Source organism: Streptomyces sp. 142MFCol3.1, assembly GCF_000424945.1.
In the GTDB taxonomy this organism is placed as follows: Bacteria; Actinomycetota; Actinomycetes; order Streptomycetales; family Streptomycetaceae; genus Streptomyces; species Streptomyces siamensis.
The window spans coordinates 14,510-29,714 of record NZ_AUKV01000042.1 but is presented as its reverse complement, the minus strand read 5'-3'; the positions used below and the strand labels follow the sequence as shown (position 1 = coordinate 29,714).

Annotated in this window: 8 protein-coding genes; 3 read left to right on the top strand and 5 right to left on the bottom strand. The window is 69.8% G+C overall.

Translation table 11 applies throughout. The annotated features are described in order from the left end of the window. Positions 1–56 precede the first annotated feature (56 nt). The 3 genes from rplL to H305_RS0138290 all read left to right on the top strand — a co-directional run bounded on the left by rplL (position 57) and on the right by H305_RS0138290 (position 8,580). On the top strand, positions 57–440 hold the full coding sequence (gene rplL, locus H305_RS0138300; protein WP_028805111.1) for a 50S ribosomal protein L7/L12: 384 nt from the start codon (positions 57–59) through the stop codon (positions 438–440). Positions 441–1,100: 660 nt separating this feature from the next. Beyond that, complete coding sequence (rpoB, locus tag H305_RS0138295; RefSeq protein WP_028805110.1) at positions 1,101–4,586, top strand: DNA-directed RNA polymerase subunit beta; 3,486 nt, start codon at positions 1,101–1,103, stop codon at positions 4,584–4,586. Between the two features lie 94 nt (positions 4,587–4,680). Further along, on the top strand, positions 4,681–8,580 hold the full coding sequence (locus tag H305_RS0138290) for a DNA-directed RNA polymerase subunit beta' (RefSeq protein WP_028805109.1): 3,900 nt from the start codon (positions 4,681–4,683) through the stop codon (positions 8,578–8,580). 80 nt (positions 8,581–8,660) lie between these two features. Here H305_RS0138290 and H305_RS55900 read toward each other — a convergent pair whose 3' ends face one another. The 5 genes from H305_RS55900 to H305_RS0138265 all read right to left on the bottom strand — a co-directional run bounded on the left by H305_RS55900 (position 8,661) and on the right by H305_RS0138265 (position 15,077). Then, complete coding sequence (locus tag H305_RS55900; protein ID WP_028805108.1) at positions 8,661–9,995, bottom strand: M48 family metalloprotease; 1,335 nt, start codon at positions 9,993–9,995, stop codon at positions 8,661–8,663. Positions 9,996–10,021: 26 nt separating this feature from the next. Further along, the gene (locus tag H305_RS0138280; protein WP_028805107.1) at positions 10,022–10,549 is read right to left on the bottom strand and encodes a Pycsar system effector family protein; all 528 of its coding nucleotides are present in this window, start codon (positions 10,547–10,549) and stop codon (positions 10,022–10,024) included. Continuing rightward, on the bottom strand, positions 10,546–11,931 hold the full coding sequence (locus H305_RS48305; protein WP_051371439.1) for a hypothetical protein: 1,386 nt from the start codon (positions 11,929–11,931) through the stop codon (positions 10,546–10,548). Before H305_RS48305 ends, H305_RS0138280 begins: the two co-directional genes overlap by 4 nt. 3 nt (positions 11,932–11,934) lie before the next feature. Next, positions 11,935–14,034: a hypothetical protein gene (locus H305_RS0138270; protein WP_051371438.1), complete on the bottom strand. Its 2,100-nt coding sequence runs from the start codon at positions 14,032–14,034 to the stop codon at positions 11,935–11,937. A 149-nt stretch (positions 14,035–14,183) separates the two neighbouring features. Continuing rightward, on the bottom strand, positions 14,184–15,077 hold the full coding sequence (locus H305_RS0138265; RefSeq protein ID WP_028805105.1) for a hypothetical protein: 894 nt from the start codon (positions 15,075–15,077) through the stop codon (positions 14,184–14,186). Positions 15,078–15,205 lie beyond the last annotated feature (128 nt).

The window sequence follows — 15,205 nt, the reverse complement described above, 5'->3', positions numbered from 1 at the left end:
ACGCCCGCCGACATGTACATCCGGCACCAGCCGAATTAGTGGAAGGATCGCCCATCATGGCGAAGCTCAGCCAGGAAGACCTGCTCGCTCAGTTCGAGGAGATGACCCTCATCGAGCTCTCCGAGTTCGTGAAGGCCTTCGAGGAGAAGTTCGACGTCACCGCCGCCGCGGCCGTCGCCGTCGCCGGTGGCCCGGTTGCCGGTGCCCCGGTCGAGGCCGCCGAGGAGAAGGACGAGTTCGACGTCATCCTCACCGGTGCCGGCGACAAGAAGATCCAGGTCATCAAGGTCGTGCGCGAGCTGACCTCCCTGGGTCTGAAGGAGGCCAAGGACCTCGTCGACGGCACCCCGAAGCCGGTCCTGGAGAAGGTCAACAAGGAGGCCGCGGACAAGGCTGCCGAGGCCCTCAAGGGCGCCGGCGCGGCCGTCGAGGTCAAGTAACACCTCACGGTCCCCGCGGACCGTACCGCGAGCTGAAACAGCCCTCTCCGGAGGCGCCGCGAGGCGTTCCGGCGGCGCTGTAACGCTGACGCACTGAAGAGCGATCACCCAACTGGGTGGTCGCTCTTCGGCGTTCCAGGGGGTCGCCGCGGCGGCTGCCTTGCGCTGTCGGTGGCGACGAGTATGGTGATCTTCGTTGTGCCTCCGCCCGCCCTGTGACGGGCTGCAAGACGGGTTGCAAGAGGTGCCGCACGTGACGATCGCGGCACTTGCTTGGGGCATGGGGGGCCTTGACGAACCGCACGCAGCGCGCAATTCTCAGGACGCGTCGTCACAACGATCCGAATCCGAGGCATGGATCGACGACGAAGAGGGCAGTATCGATGTGCATTGAGGGCGTGGCTTGCCGCAGGTGTTGAGAACAACGAGGGTCTCAAAAACCGGGACTGGACATCAGTGGGCCGAGTGGCTACACTGACCCTTTGCGCTGCCTGTTAGCTGCCTCCTGCCCGTCACCAGGGGCATGCCCGTGCATGAGCACCGACGATTGAATCGTCCCCGACCTGGCCTTATCCGGCTGATTCGGGAACGGCCTCTCTCTGTGTCCAGCATGGGACCGGTACGCGCGTAGTGAGTCCGAGCCCTCGGAAGGACCCCCTCTTGGCCGCCTCGCGCACTGCCTCGACCGCGAATACGAACAACGGCGCCAGCACCGCCCCGCTGCGCATCTCCTTTGCAAAGATCAAGGAGCCCCTTGAGGTTCCGAACCTTCTTGCGTTGCAAACCGAGAGCTTCGACTGGCTGCTCGGCAACGACGCGTGGAAGGCTCGTGTCGAGGCGGCTCTGGACAACGGACAGGACGTCCCCACGAAGTCCGGTCTGGAGGAGATCTTCGAGGAGATCTCCCCGATCGAGGACTTCTCCGGGTCGATGTCGCTGACGTTCCGCGACCACCGCTTCGAGCCCCCGAAGAACTCCATCGACGAGTGCAAGGAGCGCGACTTCACGTACGCGGCCCCGCTCTTCGTCACCGCCGAGTTCACCAACAACGAGACCGGCGAGATCAAGTCCCAGACGGTCTTCATGGGCGACTTCCCGCTCATGACCAACAAGGGCACCTTCGTCATCAACGGCACCGAGCGTGTCGTGGTGTCGCAGCTCGTCCGCTCGCCGGGCGTCTACTTCGACTCCTCCATCGACAAGACGTCCGACAAGGACATCTTCTCGGCCAAGGTCATCCCGTCCCGGGGCGCCTGGCTGGAGATGGAGATCGACAAGCGCGACATGGTCGGTGTGCGCATCGACCGCAAGCGCAAGCAGTCCGTGACCGTCCTGCTCAAGGCTCTCGGTTGGACGACCGAGCAGATCCTCGAGGAGTTCGGCGAGTACGAGTCCATGCGCGCCACCCTGGAGAAGGACCACACCCAGGGCCAGGACGACGCGCTGCTCGACATCTACCGCAAGCTGCGTCCGGGCGAGCCCCCCACGCGTGAGGCCGCGCAGACGCTGCTCGAGAACCTCTACTTCAACCCGAAGCGCTACGACCTCGCGAAGGTCGGCCGCTACAAGGTCAACAAGAAGCTGGGCGGCGACGCCCCGCTCGACGCCGGCATCCTGACCGTCGAGGACATCATCTCGTCGATCAAGTACCTGGTGAAGCTGCACGCTGGTGAGACCGAGACCGTCGGTGACAACGGCACGTCGATCGTCGTCGAGACCGACGACATCGACCACTTCGGCAACCGTCGTCTGCGCAACGTCGGCGAGCTCATCCAGAACCAGGTCCGCACGGGTCTGGCTCGTATGGAGCGCGTCGTCCGCGAGCGCATGACGACCCAGGACGTCGAGGCGATCACGCCGCAGACCCTGATCAACATCCGGCCGGTCGTCGCCTCCATCAAGGAGTTCTTCGGCACCAGCCAGCTGTCGCAGTTCATGGACCAGAACAACCCGCTGTCCGGGCTGACGCACAAGCGTCGTCTGTCCGCGCTCGGCCCGGGTGGTCTGTCCCGTGAGCGGGCCGGCTTCGAGGTCCGCGACGTGCACCCCTCGCACTACGGCCGCATGTGCCCGATCGAGACGCCCGAAGGCCCGAACATCGGTCTGATCGGCTCGCTCGCCTCCTACGGTCGCGTCAACGCGTTCGGCTTCGTCGAGACGCCGTACCGCAAGGTCGTCGAGGGTGTCGTCACCGACGAGGTCGACTACCTGACCGCCGACGAGGAGGACCGCTTCGTCATCGCGCAGGCCAACGCGCCGCTGACGGACGAGTTCCGCTTCGAGGAGTCCCGCGTCCTGGTCCGCCGTCGTGGCGGCGAGGTCGACTACGTCCCCGGTGACGACGTCGACTACATGGACGTCTCGCCGCGCCAGATGGTGTCGGTCGCGACCGCCATGATCCCGTTCCTCGAGCACGACGACGCCAACCGTGCCCTCATGGGCGCGAACATGATGCGTCAGGCCGTGCCGCTGATTAAGTCCGAGGCGCCGCTCGTCGGCACCGGCATGGAGTACCGCTGCGCCGTCGACGCCGGCGACGTGCTCAAGTCGGAGAAGGACGGTGTGGTCCAGGAGGTCTCCGCGGACTACATCACCACCGCCAACGACGACGGCACGTACACCACGTACCGCCTCGCGAAGTTCTCCCGCTCCAACCAGGGCACGTCCGTCAACCAGAAGGTTGTCGTGGACGAGGGCGCCCGGGTCATCGCCGGCCAGGTCCTGGCCGACGGCCCGGCGACCGAGAACGGCGAGATGGCGCTCGGCAAGAACCTGCTCGTGGCGTTCATGCCGTGGGAGGGTCACAACTACGAGGACGCGATCATCCTGTCGCAGCGCCTCGTGCAGGACGACGTCCTCTCCTCGATCCACATCGAGGAGCACGAGGTCGACGCCCGTGACACCAAGCTCGGCCCCGAGGAGATCACCCGGGACATCCCGAACGTCTCCGAGGAGGTCCTCGCCGACCTCGACGAGCGCGGCATCATCCGCATCGGCGCCGAGGTCATCGCCGGTGACATCCTCGTCGGCAAGGTGACCCCCAAGGGTGAGACCGAGCTGACCCCGGAGGAGCGCCTGCTCCGCGCGATCTTCGGTGAGAAGGCCCGCGAGGTCCGCGACACCTCCCTGAAGGTGCCGCACGGCGAGACCGGCAAGGTCATCGGCGTCCGCGTCTTCGACCGTGAGGAGGGCGACGAGCTGCCGCCGGGCGTGAACCAGCTGGTTCGTGTCTACGTGGCGCAGAAGCGCAAGATCACGGACGGTGACAAGCTCGCCGGCCGTCACGGCAACAAGGGTGTCATCTCCAAGATCCTCCCGATCGAGGACATGCCGTTCCTCGAGGACGGCACCCCGGTCGACATCATCCTCAACCCCCTCGGTGTGCCGTCCCGAATGAACCCGGGACAGGTCCTGGAGATCCACCTCGGCTGGCTCGCCAGCCGCGGCTGGGACGTCTCCGGCCTGGCCGACGAGTGGGCGCAGCGCCTGCAGGCCATCGGTGCCGACCAGGTCGCCCCGCGCACCAACGTCGCCACCCCGGTCTTCGACGGTGCGCGTGAGGACGAGCTCGCGGGCCTGCTGCAGCACACCATCCCGAACCGCGACGGCGAGCGCATGGTGCTCCCGACCGGTAAGGCGAGGCTGTTCGACGGCCGCTCCGGCGAGCCGTTCCCGGACCCGATCTCCGTCGGGTACATGTACATCCTCAAGCTGCACCACCTGGTCGACGACAAGCTGCACGCCCGTTCGACCGGTCCGTACTCGATGATCACCCAGCAGCCGCTGGGTGGTAAGGCCCAGTTCGGTGGCCAGCGCTTCGGTGAGATGGAGGTGTGGGCGCTTGAGGCTTACGGCGCCGCGTACGCCCTCCAGGAGCTGCTGACCATCAAGTCCGACGACGTCACCGGCCGCGTGAAGGTCTACGAGGCCATCGTCAAGGGCGAGAACATCCCCGAGCCCGGCATCCCCGAGTCCTTCAAGGTGCTCATCAAGGAGATGCAGTCTCTCTGCCTCAACGTGGAGGTGCTGTCCAGCGACGGTATGTCCATCGAAATGCGTGACACCGACGAGGACGTCTTCCGCGCGGCGGAGGAGCTCGGCATCGACCTGTCCCGGCGCGAGCCGAGCAGCGTCGAAGAGGTCTGACGGGAGTCCGGCCGGGTTCGACAAGAGCCCGGCCGGCCCCAGGACCCCCGTATCAGACCCCAAGACTTACGACCCTGAGAGGGATTGACGCATAGTGCTCGACGTCAACTTCTTCGACGAGCTCCGGATCGGCCTGGCCACCGCTGACGACATCCGTCAGTGGAGCCACGGCGAGGTCAAGAAGCCCGAGACCATCAACTACCGCACCCTCAAGCCCGAAAAGGACGGACTCTTCTGCGAGAAGATCTTCGGTCCGACCCGGGACTGGGAGTGCTACTGCGGTAAGTACAAGCGTGTCCGCTTCAAGGGCATCATCTGTGAGCGCTGTGGCGTCGAGGTCACTCGCGCCAAGGTGCGCCGTGAGCGGATGGGCCACATCGAACTGGCCGCGCCCGTCACCCACATCTGGTACTTCAAGGGCGTTCCGTCGCGCCTCGGCTACCTGCTCGACCTCGCCCCGAAGGACCTGGAGAAGGTCATCTACTTCGCGGCGTACATGATCACGTACGTCGACGAGGAGCGCCGCACCCGCGACCTGCCCTCGCTGGAGGCCCACGTCTCCGTCGAGCGTCAGCAGATCGAGAACCGCCGCGACGCCGACCTCGAGGCCCGCGCCAAGAAGCTCGAGACCGACCTGGCCGAGCTCGAGGCCGAGGGTGCCAAGGCCGACGTGCGCCGCAAGGTGCGTGAGGGTGCCGAGCGCGAGATGAAGCAGCTGCGCGACCGTGCGCAGCGCGAGATCGACCGTCTCGACGAGGTGTGGACCCGCTTCAAGAACCTCAAGGTCCAGGACCTGGAGGGCGACGAGCTCCTCTACCGCGAGCTGCGTGACCGCTTCGGCACGTACTTCGACGGTTCGATGGGTGCCGCGGCGCTGCAGAAGCGCCTGGAGTCCTTCGACCTGGAGGAGGAGGCCGAGCGCCTCCGCGAGATCATCCGTACCGGCAAGGGCCAGAAGAAGACCCGTGCGCTCAAGCGCCTCAAGGTCGTCTCCGCGTTCCTGCAGACCAGCAACAGCCCCAAGGGCATGGTGCTCGACTGCGTGCCGGTCATCCCGCCGGACCTGCGTCCGATGGTGCAGCTGGACGGTGGCCGCTTCGCGACCTCCGACCTGAACGACCTGTACCGCCGTGTCATCAACCGCAACAACCGCCTGAAGCGGCTTCTCGACCTCGGCGCGCCCGAGATCATCGTGAACAACGAGAAGCGCATGCTCCAGGAGGCGGTCGACGCCCTCTTCGACAACGGCCGTCGTGGTCGCCCGGTGACGGGCCCCGGCAACCGTCCGCTGAAGTCCCTCAGCGACATGCTGAAGGGTAAGCAGGGTCGATTCCGTCAGAACCTGCTCGGTAAGCGTGTGGACTACTCCGCGCGTTCCGTGATCGTCGTCGGTCCGCAGCTGAAGCTGCACCAGTGCGGTCTGCCGAAGGCCATGGCGCTGGAGCTCTTCAAGCCGTTCGTGATGAAGCGCCTGGTCGACCTGAACCACGCGCAGAACATCAAGAGCGCCAAGCGGATGGTCGAGCGCGGCCGCACGGTCGTGTACGACGTCCTCGAAGAGGTCATCGCCGAGCACCCGGTTCTGCTGAACCGTGCGCCCACGCTGCACCGCCTCGGCATCCAGGCCTTCGAGCCCCAGCTGGTCGAGGGCAAGGCCATCCAGATCCACCCGCTCGTCTGCACCGCGTTCAACGCGGACTTCGACGGTGACCAGATGGCCGTGCACCTGCCGCTGTCCGCGGAGGCGCAGGCCGAGGCCCGCATCCTGATGCTGTCCTCGAACAACATCCTCAAGCCCGCCGACGGCCGCCCGGTCACGATGCCGACCCAGGACATGGTCCTCGGTCTGTTCTTCCTGACCACCGACGGCGCGCTGCGCAACGTCAAGGGCGAGGACCGGTCCTTCGGCTCCGCGGCCGAGGCGATCATGGCGTTCGACGCCGGCGAGCTCTCGCTGCAGTCGCGCGTGGACATCCGCTTCCCGGTGGGCACCATCCCGCCGCGCGGCTGGACCCCGCCGGCGCAGGAGGAGGGCGAGCCGGAGTGGCAGCAGGGTGACACCTTCCGCCTGAAGACCACGCTGGGCCGCGCGCTCTTCAACGAGCTGCTGCCCGAGGACTACCCGTTCGTCGACTACGAGGTCGGCAAGAAGCAGCTCTCCGAGATCGTCAACGACCTCGCCGAGCGCTACCCCAAGGTCATCGTGGCGGCGACGCTCGACAACCTGAAGGCGGCGGGCTTCTACTGGGCGACCCGCTCCGGCGTCACCGTGGCCATCTCCGACATCGTCGTTCCCGAGGCGAAGAAGGAGATCGTCAAGGGCTACGAGGCGCAGGACGAGAAGGTCCAGAAGCAGTACGAGCGCGGTCTGATCACCAAGGACGAGCGCACGCAGGAGCTCATCGCGATCTGGACCAAGGCGACCAACGAGGTCGCCGAGGCGATGAACGCGAACTTCCCGAAGACGAACCCCATCTTCATGATGGTTGACTCGGGTGCCCGAGGAAACATGATGCAGATGCGTCAGATCGCCGGTATGCGTGGTCTGGTGTCCAACGCCAAGAACGAGACGATCCCGCGTCCGATCAAGGCGTCCTTCCGTGAGGGCCTGTCCGTTCTGGAGTACTTCATCTCCACGCACGGTGCCCGTAAGGGTCTGGCGGACACCGCTCTGCGTACCGCCGACTCGGGTTACCTCACCCGTCGTCTGGTCGACGTCTCCCAGGACGTCATCATCCGCGAGGAGGACTGCGGCACCGACCGTGGCCTCAAGCTGCACATCGCGGAGCGCGGCGCGGACGGTGTCCTGCGCAAGGCGGACAACGTCGAGACCAGCGTGTACGCACGTGCGCTGGCCGAGGACATCGTCGTCGACGGCGTGGTGCTGGCCCCGGCCAACACCGACCTGGGCGACGTCCTCATCGACGAGCTGGTCAAGCACGGCATCGAGGAGGTCAAGACCCGCTCGGTCCTGACCTGCGAGTCCGCCGTCGGCACCTGCGCCATGTGCTACGGCCGTTCGCTGGCCACCGGCAAGCTGGTCGACATCGGTGAGGCGGTCGGCATCATCGCCGCCCAGTCCATCGGTGAGCCCGGCACCCAGCTGACGATGCGTACCTTCCACACCGGTGGTGTGGCCGGTGACGACATCACCCAGGGTCTGCCCCGTGTCGTCGAGCTCTTCGAGGCCCGTACCCCGAAGGGTGTCGCCCCGATCTCCGAGGCCTCCGGCCGCGTGCGGATCGAGGAGACCGAGAAGACCAAGAAGCTCGTCGTCACCCCGGACGACGGCAGCGACGAGACGGCGTTCCCGATCTCGAAGCGCGCCCGACTCCTGGTCAGCGAGGGCGAGCACGTCGAGGTGGGCCAGAAGCTCACCGTGGGTGCCACCAACCCGCACGACGTGCTGCGCATCCTGGGTCAGCGTGCCGTCCAGGTTCACCTGGTCGGCGAGGTCCAGAAGGTCTACAACTCGCAGGGTGTGTCGATCCACGACAAGCACATCGAGATCATCATCCGGCAGATGCTGCGCCGTGTGACGATCATCGAGTCGGGCGACGCGGAGCTGCTGCCCGGCGAGCTGGTCGAGCGCTCGAAGTTCGAGACCGAGAACCGTCGTGTGGTCCAGGAGGGTGGTCACCCGGCTTCGGGTCGTCCGCAGCTCATGGGTATCACCAAGGCCTCGCTGGCGACGGAGTCCTGGCTGTCGGCCGCCTCCTTCCAGGAGACGACCCGAGTTCTGACGGACGCGGCGATCAACGCCAAGTCCGACAGCCTCATCGGCCTCAAGGAGAACGTCATCATCGGTAAGCTCATCCCGGCCGGTACGGGTCTGTCCCGCTACCGCAACATCCGGGTCGAGCCGACCGAGGAGGCCAAGGCCGCGATGTACTCGGCCGTCGGCTACGACGACATCGACTACTCGCCGTTCGGCACGGGCTCCGGTCAGGCCGTTCCGCTGGAGGACTACGACTACGGTCCGTACAACCAGTAAGCGGGCAGTCCGAAGGGCGGCCACTCCCTCGCGGGGTGGCCGCCCTTCGGCGTGTCCGGGTCCGCTCCCGTCGGTCCGCGCTAGCGCGAGGGGTACAGGTACGGCTCCAGGGCCCGCAGGCGTGTGTGGTTGTCGGGGTGGGTGGACAGCAGTCTCGCCAGTCCGCCGGGCTCCTTGAGCTTGCGGCCCTGGGCCGCGGCGTGCGCCTTCGCCGCGTCCTCCTCGGCCTGGAAGTGGTACAGGACCTCCGCCATCTCGCGGGCGAAGCCCAGGGCGGCGGCCTGCTGGTCCGCACGGAGCTCGCCCAGCCGGCCCGCGTAGGCGAGGAGGTAGGGCGCGATGACGAGGGGGATCGTGATGTACCAGGCGACGACGAATCCGGCGACCACGAACATCCCCATGAACAGGACCAGGAGTCCCGTCGCGGCGAGTGAGAAGACGCCGGCGACGGCGAGCGCGATCCTGGCGATCCCCCGGGTCAGCGCCCAGGCGATCCGCCCGGGCAGCGAGTACCAGTAGCCGAGGAGTCCGGCCCAGGCGTGGCCGCCGGTGTGGTGGCCGAGCTCGTGGGCGAGCACCGCGGCGAGGTTGCTGCTCGGGATCCGGTTCAGCGCGTAGGTGGTGACGCCGACGACATGGCCGGCGGCCGCGACGGCGTTGAGGTCGTCGCTGTTCTCCACCATCAGCTCGTACGTGTGCGCCTCGATGCCCGCGCGGGCGGTGACCTCGCGCCAGACGGGTTCCAGGCGGGCCCGCTCCTCGGCCAGCGGAGCCCGCAGCTTGAGCGCGCGCCGGGCGAACAACAGCTCGGTGGGCCGGTGGAACACGAGGGCTCCCGAGGCCAGCCAGGCCAGTACGACCAGCCAGCCCAGCGCCGTGCCGAACAGCGGTACGGCGATCGCGGCGACCACGGCGAGGCTCACCAGGAAACCCGGGATCTGGGTCGCCAGCTGTCCTATGGCGGTGGCGTCGGCGCCCCGCTGATGAGCCGCCACATGGACGCGGGAACCCTGGTGGCGGTAGTCGAGATCGTCGGGCCCGGTGGCGGGCCGTGGCACGAAGGGGGCGGGCCCCGGGACGTGAGCGGGGTACCCGGCGGCCGGGGGCGGTGTCCCCTGCTGGTGCGGCGCGGGGGTCGCCTGCGGGTACGCCCACTGCGGCGGCGCGGCCTGGGGGTGCGGGGCTTGCGGGTACGAGGCCTCAGGGTGAGGGCCCTGGGGATACGCGGGCGGGGGCGCGGCGGCTCCCGGGTACTGCGGTGGGGGCGCGGCCGTTCCTGGGTACTGGGGCGGGGGAGCGGCGGCTCCCGGGTACTGCGGTGGGGGCGCGGCCGTTCCGGGGTACTGGGGTGGCGGAGTGGCCGCGCCGGGATACCGGGGCTCCGGCGCCGTCGGGCCCGGGGGTGGCTGGGTCATGCGGGGCTCCTTCGAGTGCGGGGACGTCAGCCGACGAGCAGCGCGGTGGGCAGCAGTGCGGTACCGGCGCAGAAGGCGATCAGGCCCGTGCGGATCCACTGGTGCTTGCGGGCGGCGATGCGGCTGGTCTCGACGAGGGCCGCCGAGAGTCCGGCGGTCGGGTCACGGTCGGTGTCGGCCAAGGCGGTGGCCAACCGGCCCTCACGTGCGGCCTGTTGGATGTCGCCGAAGTAGCACAGGGGCCGGCCGGGGGCCCACGAGCCGCCGCGGTAACGGGGCAGGACGGCGAGCAGCAGTGCGAACAGGGAGAGCGCCAGCGCCGCGGCCCCGGCCCACCACAGAGCGGCGCCGGCGCCGGACAGGGCCCTCGGTGTCCAGTCGCGCCCGGCCAGCAGCGCGCTGAACACTCCGGCCGTCATGCCGAGGGCCGCGACCAGCACGGACGCCTTGCTGTCGGCTCGGGCGATCTCGCCGCGCAGCTCGGTGAGCAGCCGTTCGGCGGTACGGGCGCCGAGCGCGGGCGTGGTGCCCGGAAGGGTGCCGGGACCGGTCACGCGGGCTCACCCCGCGGCACGTCGTTCGGCGGAGCGACGGGAGCGGGCGCGCCCGCCGGGCCGGGCGGCGGCGGGACCGCGGGGGCCGGTCCGGCCGCGGCATGGGGCGAAGCGCCGTACGGGGCGGCCACGGGCGCCTGGGCACCGGACGGCGGCTCGGTCGCGTACCGCGGCACAGGCGGCGGGCCCTGCGGCGCGGCACCGTACTGCTGCACGGGAGGCGGCGGGGCCTGACCGGGATACGGCGCCTGACCGGCAGGCACGTGACCGCCGGCGTACGGAGGCTGCCCGGCGTACGGAGGCTGGTCCGCGTACGGCTGCTGGGGGACCTGCTGCGGCGCCGCTCCCGGGTACGGCGGCTGCGGGGGGACGTAGGGCTGCCCGGGAGACGCGCCCGGGGGCAGCGCCCCCTGTCCGTCCCGCGGCTCCGGCGGCGACTGCTGCTGCTCGATCAGGTCGTCGACGGCCCGCAGCGTCGAACGCGCCGACTCCGCCTTCTGGTAGTCCTCCAGGCTGTCCCCGGCGATGAGTTCCAGCTGCGTCCTGATGATGGACAGCTGGTCCTTCTGGATGGAGCCGACGACCAGCTGGGTGTCCTCGGGGTGCTGGGCGAGGTGCAGCGCCCAGGCGCCGACTCCACCGTGCTGGAGGTGGTACTGGTAGAAGTTGATCTTCTCGGCCACGAGCTGGTGGTTCTGCTGCTGGCGCAGCACGTCCAGCTCGTGCTGGAGCCGGGCCTGACGGAGCCGGAACTCGTGCTCGGGGTCCAGCATCTCCGACTCGTAGCGCAGGCTCCGCTGCCGCCGCCGGTGCGCGATCGCCTCGTCGTCCAGCCGCAGCCGTACGACACACGTCACCGCGAGACCGGTGCCCGCCGCGAAGCCGCCCGCCGCGACCGCCTGTTGGACGGCCCGCTCGGCGGACGGACTGTCCTCGACGGCGAAGCCGCGGCTGACCGGCCGGGCGAGCCGGTGCAGCTCACGCGTCAGCCGTGTGGGCACATCGCGCTCACCGCTCGCCACGTACGCGACCGGGTCCGAGACCCGCCAGGTCAGATCGGCCGTCGCGCCGAAGGAGAACGCGTCGTCGCCGCTGGGCAGTTCCAGCTCCAGCTGCACGGGATGGCTGCCCATGTCCACCTCGTACACCGAGGTGTAGCGGCGGGCCGCCGCGTCCGAACGGCTCGGCCGGTGCGGCGGGACGAACACGTCGTAGGCGCCCTTGGCGGTCACGAAGACCAGGGCGTGGTCGATCGCGGTGACCGGCCTGCGGGCGGTGTAGTCGAAACGCGCGATCGGACGGACGGTGAGCACCGGGTCGATCAGCGTCGTGTGCCGGTCGGCGTCCTGCTGCCACTCCGGCTGACGGCGGAACTCCGCCATGGTTCAGCTCCTCGATGGATCCGTAGGGGAGGGGACGAGTACGCCGAGCAGCCGGTCGGCGATCGGTGGGCGCGGGCCGCCGTCGGGGGCACGCAGGGCGAGCAGTTCGTGGCTCAGACGCCGGTGGTCGTCGGCGGTCACCACCAGCGCGGGCAGCAGGAACTCCAGCGCCTGGGCCGCGTCCGTCCGTCGCTCTGCGACGTGCACCCAGGTGTGCAGCGCGTTCAGGGCGGCCCGGGTGTGGGCGCGGTCGCCGAGTGCGGTGCGCCAGAGGGTGGCCAGGTCGCGGGCTGAGTCGGCCTCGTACATACCGGTGTCGGCGTACCACTCGACGAGTGCGCCCTCCTCGCCGTTGTCGCAGGCGCGGACGAAGGCGCCCAGCGCGAGCGCGCGGACCGACGGCGTGTCGTGGTGCAGCAGCCGCACCAGCTCGGAGAGCATCTCTCCGCGACGCGCGCCCACCGAGAGCAGCAGGGCGGTGGACTCGACGAGGTTGTTCTCCTCCGCACGACTGCTGTTCCCGGCACGGGCGCGGGCGGCGAGCGCGCTGAGCGCGGGCCCCGCGAGGTCCGGACGCAACGGGGTGAGCAGGCCGAAGGCACGGATCGCGGTCCAGCGGCGGGCCCAGTGGGAATCCGTGCACCACCGGGTGAGCAGACGGAGGACGACGGGCGCGTCGAGGAGCTGGGCGAGCGTGAGTGCGTTCGCGGCGGTGACGCGGGGGCCGAAGGACTTCGAGACGGCCCAGCCGTCGATCAGCAGCGCCACCGCCGACGGCAGGTCCGCGTGCGCGAGCAGTGCGGTGGCCGCCGCGGCCCTCGTCCGCACGACCGGACGGGCGTCGCGGGCCAGCTCCTTCAGCCAGGCCACCAGCGCGGGCCGGGCCGAGGGGTGGCCCGTCCACACCTCGGTGAGCAGCACGCGCGGTGTGTCCTCCTTGCGGAAGTACGCGGTGTACTGCGGGACCGAGCCCCATTCGGTCGCTTCGGCGCGCAGCTCGCCCGTGGCTCGCGCCCGCTCCAGGCGGGCCTCGGCGGAGAGCCCGAACAGCGGGATCTCCGGGGGCTGTTCGGGATGCTGCAAGCGCTGGAAGTGGACGTACAGCCGGTCCGCGAGTTCCGCCGCCAGGACGTACGGCGCCTGGTCGAAGACGGCCAGCGAGATCAGGAAGGCCTTGTCCCGCAGGGTGGTCTCCGGGTCGCTCAGCCATTCCCGGCACTGCTCCTCCACCGCGGCCTGACCGAAGTCGGCGAGCCGCGCCACGGCCTCCTCGCTTCCGTCGTAGCCGGCCACTTCCACGGCGAACCGGGCGGCCTCCGCGGGACGGTGGGCGTCCCGGGACAGGAAGTCCCGTACGGGGCCGAGGTCCAGGAGGGCCTCCACCTCGGCGACGGACCGGCCGGTGCCCCCGGCGCGCGGGCCGGACAGATGGGCGCGCAGTACTGCGGCCGGCTCGGGCGGTTCCCAGGGCAAGGGCGCGGCCCCGAGCAGGAACGGGGAGTTCTCGACGGTCACCACGAGGTACCCGTCGACCTTCCTGAGCTGGTCGCGGGCCGCGTACAACTGGGCCTCCCGCAGCGGCCGGTTGCGGCTGAGCGGCAGGTCGCGCAGGACGTGGCCGCCGAGCGAGAAGAGCCGGCCGCCCAGCGCCGCCGGGCTCGTCTCGGAGGACAGCGCGTGCACGGCGGGGACGCCGAGGCGGTGCAGGAGCATGAGCGCCGCGGCGTTGCGTCCGGTCGAGTGGGCGCCCGACAGCACGAGGACGCGTTCCTCACGCAGGCGTGCCAGGGCGGCGGCGAAGACAGGGCCCTCGGCGAAGACCTCGGCGAGCGTGTCGAGCCGCTGCCGGGGGATCTCGCCCGAGGCGTACACCGCCGTGGCGGCCGGGCCGTGATGATGGATCTCCGTCTTGCCGCCCATGAACACGTCGCGGGCGGACCCGCCCGCGGACACCCCGTGCTGCGCACCGCCGACCAGGCTGCCGCCGAAGGAGGCGGCCTCGCTGAAGATGAAGTCCGGGGTGTGCGCGACGAGTTCGCGCTGGGCGGCCCGCGCTTCCTGGGTACGTTCCTCGGGCTCGCCGAGCTCGTGGCGGTCGGGCACCGGGTCCGGCCCCGCGGGTCCTTCAGGGCCCGGCGCTCCGTCGGGTCCCTCCGGTCCGGTCGGACCGCTCGGCCCGGTCCGTGCTCTCGGCTGTCGTGGGTCCGCCGGTGGTCCGTCGTCGGGGGCCGGCGCCGGGGGTGGGGGCACCGTCACGCGGGCTCACCCCCGGACCCGCCCTGGTGCACGTCCCCGGTGACCTGGCCGCCGGAGACGCCGTGCTGGTCCCCGGTGACGAGGCTGCCGCCGAAGCGGGGGGCGCCGCCGTTGAAGTTGAGGACGACGCCTCCGGGGGCCAAAGCCGCGGGGCCCGGAGGCGCGGGGGCTGCCTGCGATGCGGGGGTCCCGGTTCCGGGAGTTCCGGTCGCGGGGGTTCCGGTCGCGGGTGACGCCGCGCCCGGCGCCGGGCTCTCCCCCGAGCCGCCCGGCGCCGGGACTCCCCCCTTCTCACTGTGGTCGTGGTCGCCGGCCGCTTGCGGAACGGGCCCGTGCAGCCAGGCCCGCAGCGGGCCGTTCTTGCTGTCCACCGTCACCGGGTGGAAGTCCTGCGCCGGGATGCCGTGATGGCCGTGGCGCACGATCCCCTGGTGCACGCCCTCCGACACGCACAGCGCGAAGTCGTCCGGCCTTTCCCGCAGGGCGGCGCGCAGCAGCCGGGCGTCGAGGAGACGGCAGGCGTGGTTCAGGTCGGAGCCGACCCAGCCGTCGTGGTCGTCGACGGCGACGTATCCGGTGGCGACGACACCGCGCAGACGGATCTGCGCGGAGCTCGACGCCATCCGGTTGACGGAGCGGAGCTGGGCGGGGACCTCGGTGAGCAGGGCGCGCAGCAGTGCGGTGACCGAGGCGTTGGCGTCGATCAGCTCCATCACCGAGTCGCCGCGGTCCGCGCGCAGGCGGAGTCTTTCGTCGATGCCGGCGCTCTCCAGGACACGGTCGGTGATGTCGTAGAGCATGCGCCGCAAGTAGGCCTGCTCGACGTCGTCCCGGTCGCTGTACTTCTCGATGTCGAGCAGGACGATCGTCCGGCTCACGGGGTCGGTCATGGTCGCCTTCCGGTGGGTCGCATCGCCAGGCATGCAGCGTGGCGGTGCGGCCGGGGCGGGTGTGAGGACGGATTGCCCAGTCGAACTGTGACCGTGTGCACAGAAGGGGGCTGGTGGCCCGGGGGCGA

Coding starts and splice junctions, on each gene's coding strand:
- rplL (WP_028805111.1), top strand. CDS start 57: ATGGCGAAGCTCAGCCAGGAAGACCTGCTCGCTCAGTTCGAGGAGATG.
- H305_RS55900 (WP_028805108.1), bottom strand. CDS start 9,995: ATGACCCAGCCACCCCCGGGCCCGACGGCGCCGGAGCCCCGGTATCCC.
- H305_RS48305 (WP_051371439.1), bottom strand. CDS start 11,931: ATGGCGGAGTTCCGCCGTCAGCCGGAGTGGCAGCAGGACGCCGACCGG.
- H305_RS0138265 (WP_028805105.1), bottom strand. CDS start 15,077: ATGACCGACCCCGTGAGCCGGACGATCGTCCTGCTCGACATCGAGAAG.